The sequence below is a fragment of the Streptomyces sp. NPDC014733 genome (assembly GCF_043083385.1).
GTDB lineage: Bacteria > Actinomycetota > Actinomycetes > Streptomycetales > Streptomycetaceae > Streptomyces.
In genome coordinates this window covers 154,937-172,971 of sequence record NZ_JBIBYO010000005.1, presented here as the reverse complement: position 1 = coordinate 172,971, position 18,035 = coordinate 154,937, and the positions used below count along the sequence as shown (strand labels likewise).

The following is an 18,035-nucleotide window of genomic DNA, read 5'->3' as shown; positions in this document are numbered from 1 at the left end:
ACCGGGCCTGGGTGGCTCGGGCCGGTGGCGGGCGGTGGTCCCGGTGGGCGCCCGGTGGCTCCGGGGCGGCGGGTCCGGTGCGCGTCCGGTGGTGCCGGGGCGCGCCCGCGCTTTTAGAACGCGTTCTAGCCGATGGGCTCCTGTATAGCCGATCCTTCCGGCACCCGGAACCCCCTGACGGTCCGTCAGTAAGGGCGCACCCGTGACATCTGTCGGACGGTCCGGCACGTCATCCGTCCCTGCCCGGCCGCACCGGCGCTGCGTAGCGTCTGTGCCGGGAGAACCATGGGCGTGGCACACGGACGCGGCGGGCCGGGCGGCCGGTGCGTGCGTCGCGGAGACCGATCGGACCTGGGGGACGGCAGTGCGGTGGACGGATCACTCCGAGGGCGGGGCGCGCCGCCGGGGGCGGTGGCGGGGGATGGACCGGCTCGGCGGGGTGTGGGACCCGGCGGGCGGGCCCGACGGGGAGCGGAGGCCGGGGCGCCGGGCGCGGTGGGCGGCGCGGCGGCGCGGGCGGGGGCCGGGGCGGGCGGCGTTCCTGCCCTGGCTGCTGCTGGGGACGGGCCCGCTCGCCCACCTCCTCCAGGGGAGGACCGGTCATCCGTGGCTGGCCGGTGCCGGGCTGCTGGCCTTCAGCTCCCTCTACGTCTCCGTCGTCCTCCTCGCCTTCCACCCGCGGCTGCGCGCCACGGCCGCACCGCTGTGGGCGCTGGCCGCGCTGGCCGCCGTCACCTACGCCGTCGCTCTCGGCTTCGGCGGGAGCTGGTACCTCTTCTTCCTGCTGCTGGCCCTGGCGTCCGGCACCGTCCAGCCGCTACGTGGCCGGAAGCTGGCGCTCTGGCTGCTCGTGATCGGCGGCTCGGCCGGTTTTCTGATGGGCCGGCACGACCCCAGGAGCGCCTTCGGCATCGGGTACGGCGCGTTCCTGTCCGGCATGGTGACGGCGACGGTGCTCAGCCTCTTCGACACCGTCAACGAACTGAACGCCACCCGGCAGGAACTGGCGCGCGGCGCGGTGGAGCGGGAGCGGCTGCGGTTCTCCCGCGATCTGCACGACCTGCTGGGTCACACGCTGTCGGTGGTGGTCGTCAAGGCGGAGGCGGTACGGCGGCTGGGCCCGCGCGATCTGGCGGCGGCGCTGGAGCAGGCGGCCGACATCGAGGCGGTCGGCCGGCAGGCGCTGACCGAGATCCGGGAGGCGGTCAACGGCTACCGCGAGGGCAGCCTCACCGTCGAACTGGACCGGGCCCGCTCGCTGCTGGAGGCCGCCGGGATCGCCCCGGAGGTCCGGCAGTCGGGCCCGCCGCTGCCGCCGCAGGCCGGGGCACTGCTGGGCTGGGTGGTCCGCGAAGGCGTCACCAACGCCGTGCGGCACAGCGGCGCGACCCGCTGCACCATCGAGGTCCGGGCGGACGAGGAGCGGGCCCGGCTGACGGTGACGGACGACGGCCGGGGCCCGGCGGAGCCGCCCGGCGACGGGGCTCCGGGGCCCGGCGGGGACGGCGCACGGGAGGGCGCCCCACGGGAGGCGGGGGCGCCGGAGGAGGCATCGCGGCCGGCCGGCGGGACCGGGCTACGCGGGCTGGCCGAGCGGCTGGCCGCCGCGGGCGGGACGCTGACCACCGGACGGGACGGACGGCGCGGCTTCCGGCTGACGGCCGAACTTCCGGTGGGGACGGCGGAGGACGCGGGCGCGGCGGAGTACGGGGCCGGTGCGGGGTGAGCCCGGGGCGGGCAGGTCCTGGGCCCGCGGAGGGGTGGTCCGGGGTGGGCATGCCTCGGGCCTGCGGCGGGTGGCACGGGGCGGTCCGCCGCGCGGTGGCGCGGTGCGCGGTACGCGGTACACGGTGGCGCGGTGCGCGGTGGCGCGGTGCGCGGTGGCGCGGTGCGCGGTGCGTGGTGGCGCGGTGGCGCGGTGCGCGGTGCGCGGTGCGCGGTGCGCGGTGCGTGGTGGCGCGGTGCGTGGTGGCGCGGTGCGTGGTGGAAAGACACCGCCAAGGCCGCCCCTGCCGTGTCCCAGGCCCGTACCCTCCCCCCGTGGACGACATGGTGCGGGACGAGCGGGCGGAGCGGCCGGTGCGGCTGCTGCTCGCGGAGGATCAGGGGATGATGCGCGGCGCGCTGGCGCTGCTGCTGGGGCTGGAGGCGGACATGGAGGTCGTCGCGCAGGTCGCGGCGGGCGACCGGATCCTGGCGGAGGCGCTGGCGACGCGGCCGGACGTGGCGCTCCTCGACATCGAACTGCCGGGCCGCAGCGGGCTGGACGTGGCCGCCGAGCTGCGGACCCGGTTGCCGTCGTGCAAGGTGCTGATCCTGACGACCTTCGGGCGGCCCGGTTATCTGCGCCGGGCGATGGAGGCGGGGGCCGCCGGGTTCCTGGTGAAGGACGGGCCGGTGGAGGAGTTGGCGGCGGCGATCCGGCGGGTGCTGGCCGGGGAGCGGGTGATCGATCCGGGGCTGGCCGCGGCGGCGCTCAGCGCCGGGCCCAACCCGCTCACGCCCCGCGAACGCGATGTACTGACCGCCGCGGTGGACGGCGCGACCGTCGCGGACATCGCCGGGGTGCTGCATCTCTCCCAGGCCACGGTCCGCAACTACCTCTCCGCGGCGATCGGCAAGACCGGGACCCGTAACCGTATCGAGGCGGTCCGGGCGGCCCGGCGCAACGGCTGGCTGTGACGCCGGGGCAGAGCGGCGGCTGCCCGGGGGCCGGGGCGGAGCGACGGGGCGACGGCTCCCGTGGGCCGGACCGGCCGCCGCCCCACGGGACGCCCGCCCCACGGACCGGTCAGCCGCGGGTCGCGTCCTCCCGGCGGCGCGGCAGGGCGATGAGCATCAGGACGATGGCGGCCACCAGCACCAGCGCGCCGACGTGGAAGGCCAGGCCGTAGCCGCTCGCCAGGGCCGCGCGCCCGTCGCCGGTCAGGGCCTGGGCGGCGGCGACGGTGGAGAGGACGGACAGGCCCAGCGCGCCGCCCATCTGCCGGGAGGTGTTGATCAGCCCGGAGACCAGGCCCTGCTCACCGGGGGCGGCGCCGGAGGTGGCGACGGCGGCGACCGGGGTGGCGGCCAGCCCGGCGCCGAACGCCATCAGGATGCCGGGGCCGAGCAGCGTGCCGAGGTAGGTGCCGTGGACGCCCATGGTGCCCTGCCAGAGCATGCCGCAGGCGGAGAGCCCCGCGCCGCAGATCGCGAGGGTCTTGGCGCCGATCCGGTGCATCAGCTGCGGGGCGAGCTTCGAGCCGATGACGATGCTCAGCGAGTGCGGGATGAAGGAGAGTCCGGCCCGCAGCGGGGAGTAGCCGAGGACGTTCTGCATGTAGAGGGAGAGGAAGTACCACATGGAGAACATCGCGGCGCCGGAGAGCAGCATCGCGGCGTTGGCCGAGGAGACCGCCCGCATCCGGAACATGCCGAGCGGCATCAGCGGCGCCTTGGCGCGCGCCTCGACGGCGAGGAAGGCGGCGATGACGGCCAGCCCGGCGAAGAGCGGCAGCAGCGCGGCGGCGGCGCCCCAGCCGGCCGTCTCGGTCTGCACGATGCCGTAGGCCACGAGGCCGAGACCGGCGGTGGCCAGCAGCGCGCCGGGTATGTCGAGGCGCCGGGCGGTGGCCTGGCGGCTCTCGGTGAGCCAGAGCACGGCACCGGCCAGCACCAGCGCGCCGACGGGGACGTTGATCAGCAGCACCCAGCGCCAGGACAGGTACTGCGTGAGCACCCCGCCGACCAGGCCGCCGACCGCACCGCCGCCGGCGCCGACCGCCGTCCAGGTGGCGATGGCCCGGGTGCGCGCGGGGCCGGTCGGGAAGGAGGTGGTGAGGATGGTGAGGGTGGCCGGGGAGAGCACGGCCGCGCCGATGCCCTGGAGGGAGCGGGCCACGATCAGCTGCCAGGGCTGCTGCGCCGCTCCCCCGGCGAGGCTGGCGACGGTGAAGAGCGCCAGCCCGAGGACGAATATCCGCTTACGGCCGAAGAGGTCGGCGGCGCGTCCGCCCAGGAGCATGAAACCGGCGAAGGTGATGACGTAGGCGTTGACGATCCACTGCAGGCCCAGCTCGCTCAGGCCCAGGCCCGTCCGCATGGCGGGGAGCGCGACGTTGACGACGGAGACGTCCAGGATGACGAGGAACTGGCCGGCGCAGACCAGCAGCGTGACGAGCCAGCCGGGCGCGGTCCTTCCGGGGCGTGGGGGTGCGGGCAGGGCGGTGGACGTGGCAGCAGACGGCATGCGCCCATGGTCGCACCCGCCGGACCGAACAGGTATCGGATATCGGCCCGGCCCCGGCCCCGTCGCAGGTCGCGGGCATGGTCCTAGGACCTACGACCGATGCTGCCCCAGGGAGGGCCGATCCGGGGTCCCGGCACCGGCCAACTCCCGCCTCCCCGGGGTCACTTGCGGAGCAGGGTCACCACCGCGGCGCCGCCGAGGCCGATGTTGTGGGCGAGGCCGGTCCGGGCGCCGGGCACCTGCCGTTCCCCGGCGGCGCCGCGCAGCTGCCACACCAGCTCGGCGGCCTGGGCGAGGCCGGTGGCGCCCAGCGGATGGCCCTTGGAGATCAGCCCGCCGGACGGGTTGACCACCCAGCGGCCGCCGTAGGTCGTCGCGCCGTCGGCGACGAGCGCGCCGGACGCCCCCTCGGCGCACATGCCCAGCGCCTCGTAGGTGAGGAGTTCGTTGACGGAGAAGCAGTCGTGCAGCTCGATGACGTCGACGTCCTCGATGCCGAGACCGCTCGCCTCGTAGACCTGGCGGGCGGCGGCGCGGGTCAGCGGGGTGCCGACGACGTCGGTGCAGGTGCCGGAGGCGAAGCTCTCCTCGGTGTCGGTGGTCATGGCCTGGGCGGCGATCTCGATGGCGCGGTCGGCGAGGCCGTGGGCCGCGACGAACCGTTCCGAGGCGACCACCGCGGCGGCCGCGCCGTCCGAGGTCGGGGAACACTGAAGCCGGGTCAGCGGGGCGTGGACGACGGGGGCGGCGAGGATCTCCTCGACCGTGTAGACGTCCCGGAACTGCGCGTACGGGTTGTGCGCGGAGTGGCGGTGGTTCTTGGCGCCGACGGCGGCGAGCTGTTCGGCGGTGGTGCCGTGACGCGCCATGTGTTCGCGCGCGGCGTTGCCGAAGAGCTGGGCGGTGGGCGGGGTCCTCGCGAAGCCGTGGGCGGCGGCCATCACGCCGTAGTGGCGGGCGACGGGTGAGGCCGCGAAGTCGCCGCTGCCGGCGCCCGCGCCGAGCGCGCCGCGCCGCATCTGCTCGAAGCCGAGGGCGAGGACGCAGTCGTTGACGCCCGCCTCGACGAACTGGCGGGCCAGCATCAGGGCGGTGGCGCCGGTCGCGCAGTTGTTGTTGACGTTGTAGACGGGGACGCCGGTCGTGCCCAGCTCGTAGACGGCGCGCTGACCTGCGGTGGATTGCTGGTGGCAGTAGCCGACGGGGACCTGTTCGACGGCGTCGTAGCCGATCCCGGCGTCGGCGAGGGCGTTGCTGCCCGCCTCCGCCGCCAGGTCCCAGTACTGCCGGTCGCCGCTCTCGGGTTTGGTGAAGGGCGTCATTCCGACGCCGACGATGTACGCCTTGCCGGTCATGGGGCCTCCTGGGCGTCGACGGCCGCGCCCCGGGGCGCGTACCGGATGCGGGTCAGATGAGGGGGCGGGGCTCGGGGTCGCGGGGCAGGCCGAGGAGTCGTTCGGCGACGACGTTGAGCTGGACCTGGGTGGTGCCGCCGGCGATGGTCAGACAGCGCGACATCAGGAAGCCGTGCAGGGCGCGGGCGCCCGGCCCCTCGTCGAGGGCGCCGTCGGGGCCGAGGAGTTCCAGGGCCAGTTCGGCGCTCCTCTGCTGGTGGGCGGTCTGGACGAGTTTGCGGATGCTGGCCCCGGCGCCCGGTTCCTCGCCGGCGACCTGCTGGAGGGTGGTGCGCAGGGCGAGGCAGCCGAGGGCGTGCGCCTCGGCGGCGAGCGCCCCGGCGCGGGCGCGGACGGCGCCGTCGCGGCGGGCGGCGTGGTCGAGGAGGGTGCCCAGGCCGGTGCCGAACGTCATCTGGTCGGCCATGTGGACACGTTCGTTGCCCAGGGTGGTGCGGGCGACCTTCCAGCCGTCGTCGACGGCGCCGACCACCGCCTCGGCGGGCACTTCGACCCCGTCGAGGAAGACCTCGTTGAAGAGCGCGTCGCCGGTGATCTCGCGCAGCGGGCGGACGGTGATGCCGGGGGCGCGCATGTCGACGACGAAGAAGGTCAGGCCGCGGTGTTTGGGGGCGTCGGGGTCGGTGCGGGCGAGGAGGATGCCGTGGTCGGCCTCGCGGGCGGCGGAGGTCCACACCTTCTGGCCGGTGATCTGCCAGCCGTCGGCGGTCCGCTCGGCGCGGGTGCGCAGCGACGCCAGGTCGGATCCGGCCTCGGGTTCGGAGAAGAGCTGGCACCAGGCGAGGTCGCCGCGGAGCGTCGGCGGCAGGTAGCGGGCGCGCTGTTCCTCGGTGCCGTGGGTGAGGAGGGCGGGGACGACCCAGGTGGCGATGGACAGTCCGGAGATCTCGATCCCGGCGGCGGCCGTCTCCTGCTGGATGGCGAGCTGCTGGACGGGCCCGGCGCCCAGCCCGTAGGGGGGCGGCAGATGCGGGGCGGCGTACCCGGAGGGGGCGAGCGCGCGGCGGGCGGCGGCCGGGTCGAGACCGCGGGCGGCGTCGAGAGCGGTACGGGCCTGCTGCCGGAACTCCTCTGCGGCGGGCGGGAGTTCGAGGTGCAGGGTGCGGCGGGCGCCGTCGGCGGCGAGGCGGACGGCGCGCTGCCGGTGGGTGTCGCCGGCGCCGAGGAGCTGGCGGGTGACGGTGGCCCGGCGCAGATGCAGATGGGCGTCGTGTTCCCAGGTGAAGCCGGTGCCGCCGAGGATCTGGAGGCAGTCCTTGGCGTTGTCGAAGGCCGCGTCGAGGGCGGTGGCGGTGGCGAGGGCGGCGGCGAGTCCGCGTTCGGCGGGCGGCGCGTCGAGCGCCCGCGCCGCGTCCCAGACGAGCGCCCGGGCCGTCTCGCAGCGGATCAGCAGGGTGGCGCAGAGGTGCTTGACCGCCTGGAACTGTCCGATGGGCCGCCCGAACTGGACGCGTACCGCAGCGTGTTCGGCGGCGGTGCGCAGCGTGCGGGCGGCGGTGCCGCAGCTCTCGGCGGCGTACAGCACCCCGGCGAGGTCCCGGACGAGCGCGAAATCGATGGCGAGGCGCCGGGTGGCGGGCACGGTCACGGCGTCGGCCCGTACCTCGGCGGTGGGGCGGGTGGGGTCGGCGGCGCTCTGGACGCGGCGGGTGAGGGCGGCGGCGTCGACGGCGAACCAGAGGAGGGCGGGCGGGGTTTCCCCGGCCTCCGCCGGGCCCGGCGGCCCTCCGGCGGCTTCCGTGGCGGCCAGCAGGATCAGGTCCGCGGGTCCGCCGCCCACGACCGGGGGCGCGGTGCCGTCGAGGACGTAGCCGTCGGGGGTGGCGGTGGCGGTGAGGGTGCCCGGGCCGAGGGCGACGGCGCCGATCCGGTCGCCGGTGGCGAGCGCCGCCGCGAGGCCGTCCGCTCCGCCGCGGTGCAGCAGTGCGGCGGTGAGCACGGCGGGAAGGTACGGCCCGGGGAAGAGCGCCGCACCCAACTCTTCCAGTACCACCGCGAGTTCGAGCAGCGAGCCGCCGCCCCCGCCCGCGCTCTCCGGAAGGTGCAGCCCGAGCAGCCCCTGGGCGGCCAGCTCGCCCCAGTACGCGGGCCGCTCTCGGGCCGCCTTCCCGGCCCCGTCGGCGTCGACCGATGCGCGCATCACCTCGGGCGGTACGGTCCGTGCGGCCCAGCCCCGCACCGCCTCGGCCAGGTCGCGTTGCTCCTGCGTGATTCCGATGCCCATGGCGGGCAGAGTAGAACACGTTTCAATCTGACGGAAGGTCAGATACGCGTGGGCTGCGGACCGCGGTGGGCACCCTTTACGCTCTCCGCGTGACATGGACCGAGGCGGAGTACCACGCCTGCCTGGCGGGCGAGCGACAGCTCTACGCCTGGGTACTGCACCGGTACGGCGACCGCACACCGGAGGAGGCGCAGACTGCGGCGCTCGGGCGATACCCGTACGAACCGGCCGGTGCGCCGCTGCGCGGGCTCATCTTCCACGACGAGGCGTGGCACTGGGCGATGCTGACGCTCCACGGCGAGTGCTACTGGATCCGCCACCCCGAACTGGCCGGTCCGCCGCCCGAGTACCGGGAGTTGGCCCGGGAGCTGTGAACGGCGCCGCCGCTGCCGATTCCGCCTCACATTCCCCTCCCCTTTCCCGGCTCGAATCCCGCGTCCCGGCCGGTGAATTGCCGGTATTCGGGAATGGCCGCCGCGCCCTCCTCGAGAGAGCCCGGAAAGCGCTCTCCGGAATGCGGATCCGCCGCTCCTCTTTCCGGATTTCCCCGCACCCACGCCCCCACCCGATCCGCTCCTCTCCCCCGTACGGCACCATGACCCACCGGGCCCGCCCCCGGCGGAATCCCACCGGACCGTACGACCAGGAGGACGCCATGGCCGCCGTGCCCGCCGACGTTCAGATCGCGCCGCAGACGCTCGCCGCCTTCGAGGCGGCCAAGGGGTTCATGCCCGTGGACGAGGGGCGGGCGCTGTACGCCGCCGCGGTGCAGGCGGCGGCGCTGGGGCTGCCGCTGCTGGAGGTCGGCACGTACTGCGGGCGGTCCACGATCCTGCTCGCCGACGCGGCGCGCGCGGCGGGTGTGACGGCGCTCACCGTCGACCACCACCGGGGCAGCGAGGAGCAGCAGCCGGGGTGGGAGTACCACGATCCGTCGGTGGTCGATGCGGAGGTGGGCCGGATGGACACCCTGCCGACGTTCCGCCGCACCCTGCACGCGGCCGGCCTGGAGGACCACGTGATCGCACTGGTCGGGCGGTCGCCGCAGGTCGCGGCGGTGTGGGGTGCGCCGGTCGGGCTGGTCTTCGTGGACGGCGGCCACACCGACGAGCACGCCACCGCGGACTACGAGGGCTGGGCGCCGCATCTCGCGGAGGGCGGGCTGCTGGTGATCCACGACGTGTTCGCGGACCCGGCGGACGGCGGGCAGGCGCCGTACCGGATCTACCGGCGGGCGCTGGAATCCGGCGCGTTCACCGAGATCTCGGCCTGCCGTTCCCTGCACGTACTGCGGCGCACCGGCCCCGGAATCTGAGCGGGCTACCATCACGGACGTGTTCTCCGGCCCCTCCTCCACGCCCCCCGAGCCCCGTCGTCGTGTGCGCGGTGTCCTCGTCGCCGTTCTGCTGGTGGCGGTGGTCGCCGCCGGGGCGGCGGGCTGGTTCCTCCGGCAGGCGGGCAGCGACGAGCCGCCGACGGCGGCGGCACCGGACGGCGCGTCCGTCTCGCCCGCCCCGTCGGGCGCCCCCGCCGGGCGCGGCGCGGGTCACGCCACGGCGGGGCACGCCAGGCTGAGCGGCAAGGTCGTCCTCCTCGACCCGGGGCACAACCTCCGCAACCGCGACCACACCGCGGAGATCGCCCGCCAGGTGGACGTCGGCAACGCCCGTAAGGAGTGCGACACCACCGGTACGTCGACCGACGACGGCTACGCCGAGGCGTCGTACACGCTGGATGTGGCGCGGCGGGCGCGGGCCTTGCTCCGCGCGGAGGGCGCGAAGGTGGTGTTCACGCAGGACGGCGACCGGCCGTACGGGCCGTGCGTCGACGGGCGGGCGGCGCTGGGCAACACCGCGCACGCCGACGCCGCGGTGTCGGTGCACGCGGACGGTTCGGCCGTCGGCAACCGCGGGTTCCATGTGATCCTCCCGGCGCGGGTCACCGCGGGCACGGCGGACACCTCCGCGATCGTGGCGCCGTCGCGGGCGCTCGGCACACAGCTGGCCGAGCGCTTCAAGGCGGCGACGGGCAGTGCCCCGTCCAATTACATCGGCCACGGAACGGGGCTGGACGTCCGTTCCGATCTCGGCGGTCTCAACCTTTCGAAGGTGCCGAAGGTCTTCATCGAGTGCGGCAATATGCGCGATCCGAAGGACGCCGCGCAATTGACCGATCCGCAGTGGCGGCAAAAGGCCGCGCGCGGGATCGCCGAGGGCATTACGGACTTCTTGGAGCATTGAGACGGACCTCCCGGAACGCCGGGTACGGAATGCGCCCCCACAGGTTCCCGGTGTTCCCTTGCGGTGTACCGACCGGCAGGACGGCCCGCCCGCCCGGGCGATAGGTTCGCCTTTACGATGGGGGGCCACCGCCGCGCCTCCCGCCGCGTACACGAGCGACAGCGACGATCCGACCCGAAACCGACAAAGGACCCTTACGTGAACATCCGCTCCCTCAGTCGAGGTGACGGCGTGGTGACCGGAGCAGCGGTGTTGCTGTTCATCGCCTCGTTCCTCCCCCTCTATTCGACCGGCGCTTCCGACTGTGTCGGCAAGTACTGCCCGGCGCCGTCCTCGGGCCCCAACGCCTGGGACGCGCTGCCGCTGCTGATGAGCGTGTACCTCGCGGGCGTCATCGCCGCGGCCCTGATCGTCCTGGCGCGGGCGCTGCCGCAGACCCCGAAGGTTCTCGGCCTGGAGCTGGGTCAGATCGGCGTCGTGCTGTCCGTGTTCGTCGCCTGGACCGAGTTCTGGTGGATCGTCAACGGCAGCGGCGCCTCGGCCGGCATGATCCTCGGCCTGATCGCCGCGCTGGTGCTGGCCGCGGGGGCCGTCGCCACGCCGCTGGTCCCGGCCCTGGGCGCGCCGCTGCTCGGCGCCCCGAAGCCGCAGGCCGCGGCCGGGCCGTACGGCACCGGTCCGCAGCCGGGTTACGGCTACCCGGGCGCGCAGCAGCAGCCGCAGGGCCAGGGGTACGGCTACCCCGGCGGCGGTCAGCAGCAGCCCGACCCGGCGCAGCAGAGCTACGGCGGCCAGCAGCCCGCGGCGGCCGGCGGCACGGTCGGTGGCGCGCAGGGGGCGGCGGCCCCCGCGGAGTTCGCGGCGTTCTGGTTCGCGGTGCCGGTGGCGCGTCCGCTGTACGGCGAGGACGGTTCGCCGTCGCCGATCGCGGAGTTGGCGCCCGGCACCTGGTACCTCGCGGTGGAGCAGCGCGGCCAGGCCCTGATCGCGCAGACCCAGGACGGTCGCCGCGGTGTCCTCCAAGACACCACCGGCATCCAGCGCGGCTGACACACCCGCACCACCGACGGCCCCCTCGCCTGTCCGGCAGGGGGCCTTCGCGTTGCCCGGGGCGGAGCGGGACGCTTCCCCGGGCGCGGGCCGTGGCGCCACGCGGAGCGCCCATTGCACCGGCAGGCGCCGCACCGTACAGTGCGCCCACCCGACCGCTTCTGACGCTACGTCAGCTCGTGCGGGCTCTGCGGTTTCCGGCGGCGGGAGGGGCGGGCATGCGACTGGGGCTGGCGCTCGGCTACTGGGGCCGCGGCCCCGACCCCCGCCATCTGGAGCTGGCCCGGGAGGCCGAACGGCTCGGCTACGCCTCGGTGTGGACAGCGGAGTCCTGGGGCTCGGACGCAGTCACCACGCTCACCTGGATCGCCGCGCACACCTCCCGGATCGCGCTGGGCACCGGCATCGCGCAGATGGCCGCCCGCACCCCGACGGCCACCGCGATGCACGCGCTCACCCTCGACCATCTCTCCGGCGGGCGGCTGCTGCTGGGCCTGGGACTGTCCGGGCCGCAGGTCGTCGAGGGCTGGTACGGGCGGCCGTTCCCGGCGAGCCCGCTGACCGCGACCCGCGAGTACGTCGACATCGTCCGCCAGGTGCTGCGGCGCGGCGCCCCGGTGACGTCGGACGGGCCGTACCACCCGCTCCCCTACCGCGGCGACGACGCCACCGGGCTCGGCAAACCGCTCCGGCCGATCACCCACCCGCTCCGCCCCGACCTGCCCGTCCTGCTCGGCGCCGAGGGTCCCAAGAACATCGCGCAGACCACCCGGATCGCGGACGGCTGGCTGCCGCTGTACTGGTCGCCGCTGCGCACCGGCGTGTACCAGGAGTCGCTGCGCGAGGCGCCGGCGGGCTTCCGGATCGCGCCGCTGGTGCGGGCCGTGGTCTGCGACGACGTCGCCGAGGGACTGTGGCCCGTCAAGGCGATGCTGGGCTTCTACATCGGTGGCATGGGGCACGCCGCGAAGAACTTCCACGCCCGGCTGATGGCCCGGATGGGCTTCGCCGAGGAGGCGCACCGCATCCAGGAACTCTTCCTGGCGGGCCACCGGGACGAGGCGGTGCGGGCCGTGCCGGACGCGTTCGCCGACGAGATCTCGCTGGTGGGGCCGCGGGAACGGATCGCGGAGCGGCTGGCGCCGTGGCGGGCGGGCCCGGTCACCGACCTGCTGGTGACCGCGCCCGATCCGCACACGCTGCGGGTGCTGGCGGAGCTGACGGCGTAACGGCGCGGCGGCCGGCTCCGGACCCGCCCCGCTCAGCCGAACGTCGCGTACGTCAGCCAGTCGTCGAGCACCTCGCGCTCGCCGATGATCTCGACGCGGTCGCTGTCGGCGGGCAGCCGCTGGAAGGTGAGCAGGAGCAGATCGGTGAGCGGGCCGCGGACCGCCACGGTGGCCTTCTCGTGGGCGCGGCGGTGGACGACGCGGTCGCCGGAGAGGTCGAGGAGCCACTCGGCGGTCAGCTCCGGCGGGGCGTCGGTGGCGTGCAGATGGATCGAACGGCCGGGCGCGAACGGCGACTTGAGGCCCTCGCGGGCGGCCAGCCGCTCCGCGACCTCGGACAGCTCGCCCAGCTGGAACCACTCCTCCAGGCAGTCCGCCGCCATCTCCGGGGCGACCTCGAAGGGCACACCGGCGGTCAGCGCGGCGTCGGCGCGGTGCACGACCGTCTCGTGGGCCATCCGCCGCGACCAGAACCCGGCCCGCCGCTCCGGCGTCCACGTCCACACCGTGGCCTCCGGACCGGCCTCGCGCAGCGCCCGTACGGTGTCCTCGGCGCCCTCCGCGAGCCAGCTGTCGAGGGCGTCCGGGTCGTCGCCCTCGGGACCCTGGACGTCCGTGACGTCGCTGAACGAGAGGGCTTCGGTGGCGCGGCGGGCGACCATCGCCCCGGCCCAGCGGTGCGCGCCGCCGACGTGCCGGATCAGGTCGGCGAGCTTCCAGTCCGGACACGTGGGCACGGTGGCCGTGAGGTCGGCGCCGCGCACGGTGTCACGGAACGCCTCGGCCTCCGCGAGGAGTTCGGCGCAGTACCGCTCGTGGCTGAGTGATCCTTGGAGTGTCATGGGCGCACCGTAATACGGCGGCTCCCGGGGCGCGCCGGATTTTCCCGAACACGCGGGCGAGCCGTTTTGGCCCCGTGTGCGGTGTCAGCGGCAGCAATCCGGGGCGAGGCCGGTGGGGAGGTTCTCGCCGCCGAAGACCGACGTGGTGGCCTCGTCGCCGCCGAGCGCCGCCACCGCGAGCAGCAGCGAACCGGCCGTCCAGGAGGTCCGTTCCCGTGGCCAGATCACCTTGTCGTCGAAGACGTACCCGGTCCAGTACATGCCGTCATCGGCGCGCAGGTGCTGGATCCAGGCGAGGATCTGCACGGCGCGGTCGGACTCGCCCATCGCCCACAGCGCGAGGGCCAGTTCGGCGCTCTCGCCGCCGGTGACCCACGGGTTGGGCAGGACACAGCGGACGCCGAGCCCGGGGACGACGAACGCGTCCCACTGCGCGTCGATCCGGTCCCGGGCGGCCCCACCGCGGACCGCGCCGCCGAGGATCGGGTAGTACCAGTCCATGGAGTAGCGGGACTTGTCGAGGAACCGCTCGGGGTGCTCGCGCAGCGCGTGACCGAGGCGGCCGAGCGCCAGCTCCCAGTCGGGCTGCGGCTCCTCCCGCTGGTCGGCCATGGCCAGCGCGCACCGCAGCGCGTGGTGGACGGAGGACGAGCCGGTCAGCAGCGCGTCGGTGACGGGCGTGCCGTCGTCCTCCCGCTTCCAGCCGATCTCGCCGCCGGGCTGCTGGAGGGCGAGGACGAACTCGATCGCGGCGTAGACGGCGGGCCACATGCGGTCGAGGAACGCCTCGTCGCCGGTGGACAGGAAGTGGTGCCAGACGCCGACCGCGAGGTAGGCGCAGAAGTTGGTCTCCCGCCCGCGGTCGGTGGGCTCGTCCGCGTCGCCGTCGGCGTAGGCGGCGTACCAGGAGCCGTCGGGGTTCTGATGGCGGCGCAGCCAGTCGTAGGCCGCCGCGGCGCGCTCGTGCTCACCGGCGGCGTCGAGCGCCATGGCCGCCTCGGTGTGGTCCCACGGGTCGAGGTGGTGGCCGCGGAACCAGGGGATGGCGCCGTCGGTGCGCTGGGTGACGAGGATGCCGGCGACCGTACGGGCGGCCTGTTCGGCGGTGAGCACCCCGGGGAGGACGAGGCGTTCGGTGCGGCCGGGGCTGGTCACTTGGCGGCCGCCTCGGGCAGGTGCGGCTTGGTGGCGTAGGCGACGAAGCTCTTGCCGATGAGGGGGTTGAGCGCCTGCTCGGCGAGCCGGGTGGCCAGCGGCTTCTTCATGATGTCCCAGACCAGCAGCTTGTGGAACGCCTTCACCGGCAGCGCCTGGTCGTTGTCGACCCCGAAGGCGCATTTCAGCCACCAGTAGGGGCTGTGGAGTCCGTGGGCGTGGTGGGTGCCGTACGGCTTGAGTCCGGCGGCACGCATCTTGGCGAGGAGTTCGTCGCCGCGGTAGATGCGGATGTGGCCGCCCTCGACCTCGTGGTACGCGTCGCTCAGCGCCCAGCAGATCTTCTCGGGGCCGTAGCGCGGGACGGTGACGGCGATGCGGCCGCCGGGGCGCAGCACCCGCACCATCTCGGCGAGGACGCCCTTGTCGTCGGGGATGTGCTCCATGACCTCGGAGATGATCACGACGTCGAAGGAGTCGTCGGGGAAGGGCAGGGCCAGCGCGTCGCCCTCCATGGCGGTGGCGGTGGCACCGGCGGGCGCCTCACCCGCCTCCTCCATGGCGGCGAACCACTTGGCGACCTCGCGGATCTCGTCGGCGTTCCGGTCGAGGGCGACGACCTGCGCGCCGCGGCGGTAGCACTCGAAGGCGTGGCGGCCGGCGCCGCAGCCCAGGTCGAGCACGCGGTCGCCCGGGGCGAGCGGGAAGCGGGAGAAGTCGACGGTCAGCACGGCGTTCTGCTTTCGTCCGGCGGGGCGGGGCGGTGGGAACTCTGGGCGGGTACGAGGGGCTAGACGCGCGCGGCCGGGCTCGGTGCGGCGGCGCGGCGGGCGCCGGCCCCGGACTGCCGGGCGATGGCCTCGCGGTAGCGCTCGGCGGTGCCGAGGGCCGCCTGCCGCCAGGTGAAGCGGGCCAGGACCCGTTCGCGTCCGGCGGCGCCCAGGCGGCGGCGGAGTGCGGCGTCGCCGAGGAGGCGCAGCAGTCCGTCGGCGAGGGCGCCGGCGTCGCCCGGCGGCACGGCGAGGCAGGTCTCCCCGTCGGGCCCGGCGACCTCGGGGATGGCGCCGCCGGTGGTGGCGAGCAGCGGGGTGCCGGTGGCCATCGCCTCGGCGGCGGGCAGCGAGAACCCTTCGTAGAGGGAGGGGACGCAGGCGATCTGGGCGCTGCGCACCAGGTCGACCAGTTCGGCGTCGGTGATGCCCTTGACGAACTCGATGGCGCCCGCGAGGCCGAGGCGTTCGACGGCGGCGGCGACCGGCCCGTCGTCGGCGCGCCTGCCGACGACGACGAGATGCGCGTCGGGGTGCTCCGTACGGACCTTGCCGAGCGCCTCGACGAGGTGGATCAGGCCCTTGAGGGGCACGTCGGCGCTGGAGGTGGTGACGATGCGGCCGGGCACCTCGGGGACGGCCGGGTCCGGGGAGAACAGGTCGGTGTCGGCGCCGATGGGCACGACGTGGATACGGTCGCCGCGCACGCCGAGGTCGTCGATGATCTCCTGGCGCGAGGAGCCGGAGACGGTGAGGACGGACGGGAGGCGGCGGGCGACGCGCTTCTGCATGCGGGTGAAGCCGTACCAGCGGCGCACCGAGAGGCGGCGGAGCGTTCCGTCGGCGGCGGCGAGGTCGAGGCGCCGGTCGACGGTGATGGGGTGGTGGACGGTGGTGACCAGCGGGGCGCCGAGCGCGCCGGGGCCGCCGAGCAGGCCGTAGCCGAGGGTCTGGTTGTCGTGGACGACGTCGAACTCGCCGCGGCGGGCGGCGAGGTGGCGCCGGGCCCGCAGGGAGAAGGTGAGCGGCTCGGGGAAGCCGCCGGTCCACATGGTGGCGACCTCCAGCGCGTCGACCCAGTCGCGGTACTCGCCGCGCTTCGGCGTGCGGAACGGGTCGGGCTGGCGGTAGAGGTCGAGGCTGGGCAGCTCGGTGAGCGGGACGCCCTCGTCGAGCACCGGGTAGGGCTGGGCGCCGATGACCTCGACGGTGTGCCCGAGGCGGGCCAGTTCGCGGGAGAGGTGGCGTACGTAGACGCCCTGTCCGCCGCAGAACGGGTTCCCCTTGTACGTCAGCATCGCGATGCGGAGGGGGTCGTCGCCGTGCGGCCGGGCGGTGGTGGAGGGAGCGCCACCGGGGCGGGGCGTCGCTGCCTGGACGGCCTCTGCGGTCACGCGCGGCCCCCTTCCTCACTGGACGTCCGCCGGAGCGTAACCGCTGACGGTAATCTAGAACAAGTTTCAGAACTGAAGAGCTACTGATCAGTTCACGAGCTGTTGAATCTACCGGCCGGTCGCGGAGCCCGAGGAGCCGCATCGGGTGATTCGCGCCACGGCCGGACCCCTGCCATGCTGTGCCGATCGCACCACCGGCACAGCACCGCATCGCGGACGAAATGCCACGGAATGGGATATATGACTACGGAATCCAGGGCGGCCAGGCCGGCACTTCCCGCGAGTCCACCCCTGACCGAACGTCAGGAGGCGCGGCGCCGACGCATCCTGCACACCAGCGCCCGGCTGGCCGGCCGCGGCGGCTTCGACGCCGTCCAGATGCGCGAGGTCGCCGAATCCTCCGGCGTCGCCCTCGGCACCCTCTACCGCTACTTCCCGTCCAAGGTGCACCTGCTGGTCGCCACCATGCAGGACCAGCTCCAACACCTGCACACCACGCTCCGCAAACGCCCGCCGTCCGACGAGGACCCCGGCGCCCGCGTCGCCCAGACCCTCATGCGGGCCTTCCGTGCCCTGCAACGCGAACCCCACCTGGCCGACGCCATGGTGCGCGCCCTCACCTTCGCCGACCGCTCCGTCAGCCCCGAGGTCGACACCGTCTCCCGCCTCACCACCACGATCATCCTCGACGCCATGGGCCTCGACGGCCCGCCCACCCCGGAACAGCTCTCCGCCGTCCGCGTCATCGAACACACCTGGCACTCCGCCCTCATCACCTGGCTGTCGGGCCGCGCCTCGATCGCCCAGGTGAAGATCGACATCGAGATGGCCTGCCGGCTGATCGCGGTCACGGGGGGCGGGAGCGAGGCCGGGGACGGGCGGTAGCGGGGCTCCGGCGCCTGCGGGGCGGGGTGTTTCCCGGCCCCGCGCCGACGGGTTGATTCCGGCGGGATCAGGGGTAGTTGGCCCGCAAGGGGGCCATGTGACCCTTACGGGACGCACCCTACGGGGCCGAACGGGGCATGCCCGGCGCCCGTACGGGGAACTCCGTCCGCCTCCCGCGACTCCGTACAACGACATGCGGGGCCCGACGCCGTTCGCGTCGGGCCCCGCGTGCGGTGCGTATCTCCGCGCCGCCGTACTCCGCCTGCTGCCTTCCTACTTCTGGACCGGCGGGCAGTAACCGCTCTCCTCGCCGATCGAGTTGATCTCGGCGTTGGGACGCGAGTCGCCCGCGTAGTTGATCTGGTCGGTGCACTTCACGCCGGGCTTCTTCGGCGTACCCACCGGCTTGGCACCCTTCTCCGGCGCCGGGCAGTGCCCCGTCCGCTCACCGACCGAGTTGATCTCGGCATTGGACCGCGAGTCGCCCGCGTAATTGATCTGGTCCGTGCACTTCACGCCGGGCTTCTTCGGCGTACCCACCGGCTTGGCACCCTTCTCCGGCGCCGGGCAGTGCCCCGTCCGCTCACCGACCGAGTTGAT

15 protein-coding genes and 1 pseudogene are annotated in these 18,035 nt (G+C 74.5%); 8 read left to right on the top strand and 8 right to left on the bottom strand.

Annotation, left to right across the window (positions count from 1 at the left end; all coding sequences use genetic code 11):
• Positions 1-421: 421 nt before the first annotated feature.
• Positions 422-1,726 (top strand): sensor histidine kinase, encoded by a 1,305-nt coding sequence (locus ACF1BH_RS14560; protein WP_391642807.1) that lies wholly within the window; start codon positions 422-424, stop codon positions 1,724-1,726.
• A gap of 323 nt (positions 1,727-2,049) precedes the next feature.
• Positions 2,050-2,682 (top strand): response regulator, encoded by a 633-nt coding sequence (locus ACF1BH_RS14555; protein ID WP_391643066.1) that lies wholly within the window; start codon positions 2,050-2,052, stop codon positions 2,680-2,682.
• A gap of 109 nt (positions 2,683-2,791) precedes the next feature.
• On the opposite strand, the gene ACF1BH_RS14550 is transcribed toward ACF1BH_RS14555, so the two are convergent.
• From ACF1BH_RS14550 to ACF1BH_RS14540, 3 genes are all read right to left on the bottom strand, one after another.
• Positions 2,792-4,231 (bottom strand): MFS transporter, encoded by a 1,440-nt coding sequence (locus ACF1BH_RS14550; protein ID WP_391642806.1) that lies wholly within the window; start codon positions 4,229-4,231, stop codon positions 2,792-2,794.
• Between the two features lie 161 nt (positions 4,232-4,392).
• Entirely contained in the window at positions 4,393-5,586 is a 1,194-nt protein-coding gene (locus tag ACF1BH_RS14545) for a lipid-transfer protein (protein ID WP_391642805.1), read from the bottom strand.
• A 52-nt stretch (positions 5,587-5,638) separates the two neighbouring features.
• Entirely contained in the window at positions 5,639-7,870 is a 2,232-nt protein-coding gene (locus ACF1BH_RS14540; protein WP_391642804.1) for an acyl-CoA dehydrogenase, read from the bottom strand.
• Between the two features lie 89 nt (positions 7,871-7,959).
• Here ACF1BH_RS14540 and ACF1BH_RS14535 point away from each other — a divergent pair, with 89 nt between their 5' ends.
• The 5 genes from ACF1BH_RS14535 to ACF1BH_RS14515 all read left to right on the top strand — a co-directional run bounded on the left by ACF1BH_RS14535 (position 7,960) and on the right by ACF1BH_RS14515 (position 12,389).
• Positions 7,960-8,244, top strand: a complete 285-nt coding sequence (locus tag ACF1BH_RS14535; protein ID WP_391642803.1) for a hypothetical protein — start codon at positions 7,960-7,962, stop codon at positions 8,242-8,244.
• Positions 8,245-8,525: 281 nt separating this feature from the next.
• The gene (locus ACF1BH_RS14530; protein ID WP_391642802.1) at positions 8,526-9,185 is read left to right on the top strand and encodes a class I SAM-dependent methyltransferase; all 660 of its coding nucleotides are present in this window, start codon (positions 8,526-8,528) and stop codon (positions 9,183-9,185) included.
• A gap of 19 nt (positions 9,186-9,204) precedes the next feature.
• Positions 9,205-10,110: an N-acetylmuramoyl-L-alanine amidase gene (locus ACF1BH_RS14525; protein WP_391642801.1), complete on the top strand. Its 906-nt coding sequence runs from the start codon at positions 9,205-9,207 to the stop codon at positions 10,108-10,110.
• Between the two features lie 198 nt (positions 10,111-10,308).
• Entirely contained in the window at positions 10,309-11,160 is an 852-nt protein-coding gene (locus tag ACF1BH_RS14520) for a hypothetical protein (RefSeq protein WP_391642800.1), read from the top strand.
• Positions 11,161-11,378: 218 nt separating this feature from the next.
• Positions 11,379-12,389, top strand: coding sequence for an LLM class F420-dependent oxidoreductase (locus ACF1BH_RS14515; protein WP_391642799.1), 1,011 nt, complete (start codon positions 11,379-11,381; stop codon positions 12,387-12,389).
• Positions 12,390-12,421: 32 nt separating this feature from the next.
• On the opposite strand, the gene ACF1BH_RS14510 is transcribed toward ACF1BH_RS14515, so the two are convergent.
• The 4 genes from ACF1BH_RS14510 to ACF1BH_RS14495 form a co-directional block, all read right to left on the bottom strand.
• Positions 12,422-13,231: a maleylpyruvate isomerase family mycothiol-dependent enzyme gene (locus ACF1BH_RS14510; protein WP_391642798.1), complete on the bottom strand. Its 810-nt coding sequence runs from the start codon at positions 13,229-13,231 to the stop codon at positions 12,422-12,424.
• Positions 13,232-13,315: 84 nt separating this feature from the next.
• A complete protein-coding gene (locus ACF1BH_RS14505) occupies positions 13,316-14,386 on the bottom strand; it encodes a prenyltransferase (protein ID WP_391642797.1) in 1,071 nt (356 codons plus the stop codon).
• On the bottom strand, positions 14,383-15,117 hold the full coding sequence (locus ACF1BH_RS14500; protein WP_391642796.1) for a class I SAM-dependent methyltransferase: 735 nt from the start codon (positions 15,115-15,117) through the stop codon (positions 14,383-14,385). The genes ACF1BH_RS14505 and ACF1BH_RS14500 overlap by 4 nt, the downstream gene beginning before the upstream one ends.
• Positions 15,118-15,176: 59 nt before the next feature.
• Positions 15,177-16,550 carry a glycosyltransferase family 4 protein gene (locus ACF1BH_RS14495; RefSeq protein ID WP_391642795.1) on the bottom strand — a complete coding sequence of 458 codons (1,374 nt, stop codon included), beginning with the start codon at positions 16,548-16,550 and terminating at the stop codon, positions 15,177-15,179.
• Positions 16,551-16,790: 240 nt separating this feature from the next.
• Here ACF1BH_RS14495 and ACF1BH_RS14490 point away from each other — a divergent pair, with 240 nt between their 5' ends.
• On the top strand, positions 16,791-17,435 hold the full coding sequence (locus tag ACF1BH_RS14490) for a TetR family transcriptional regulator (RefSeq protein WP_391642794.1): 645 nt from the start codon (positions 16,791-16,793) through the stop codon (positions 17,433-17,435).
• Between the two features lie 273 nt (positions 17,436-17,708).
• On the opposite strand, the pseudogene ACF1BH_RS14485 reads toward ACF1BH_RS14490, so the two are convergent.
• A pseudogene (locus ACF1BH_RS14485) lies at positions 17,709-18,035 on the bottom strand (hypothetical protein); the annotation flags it as partial.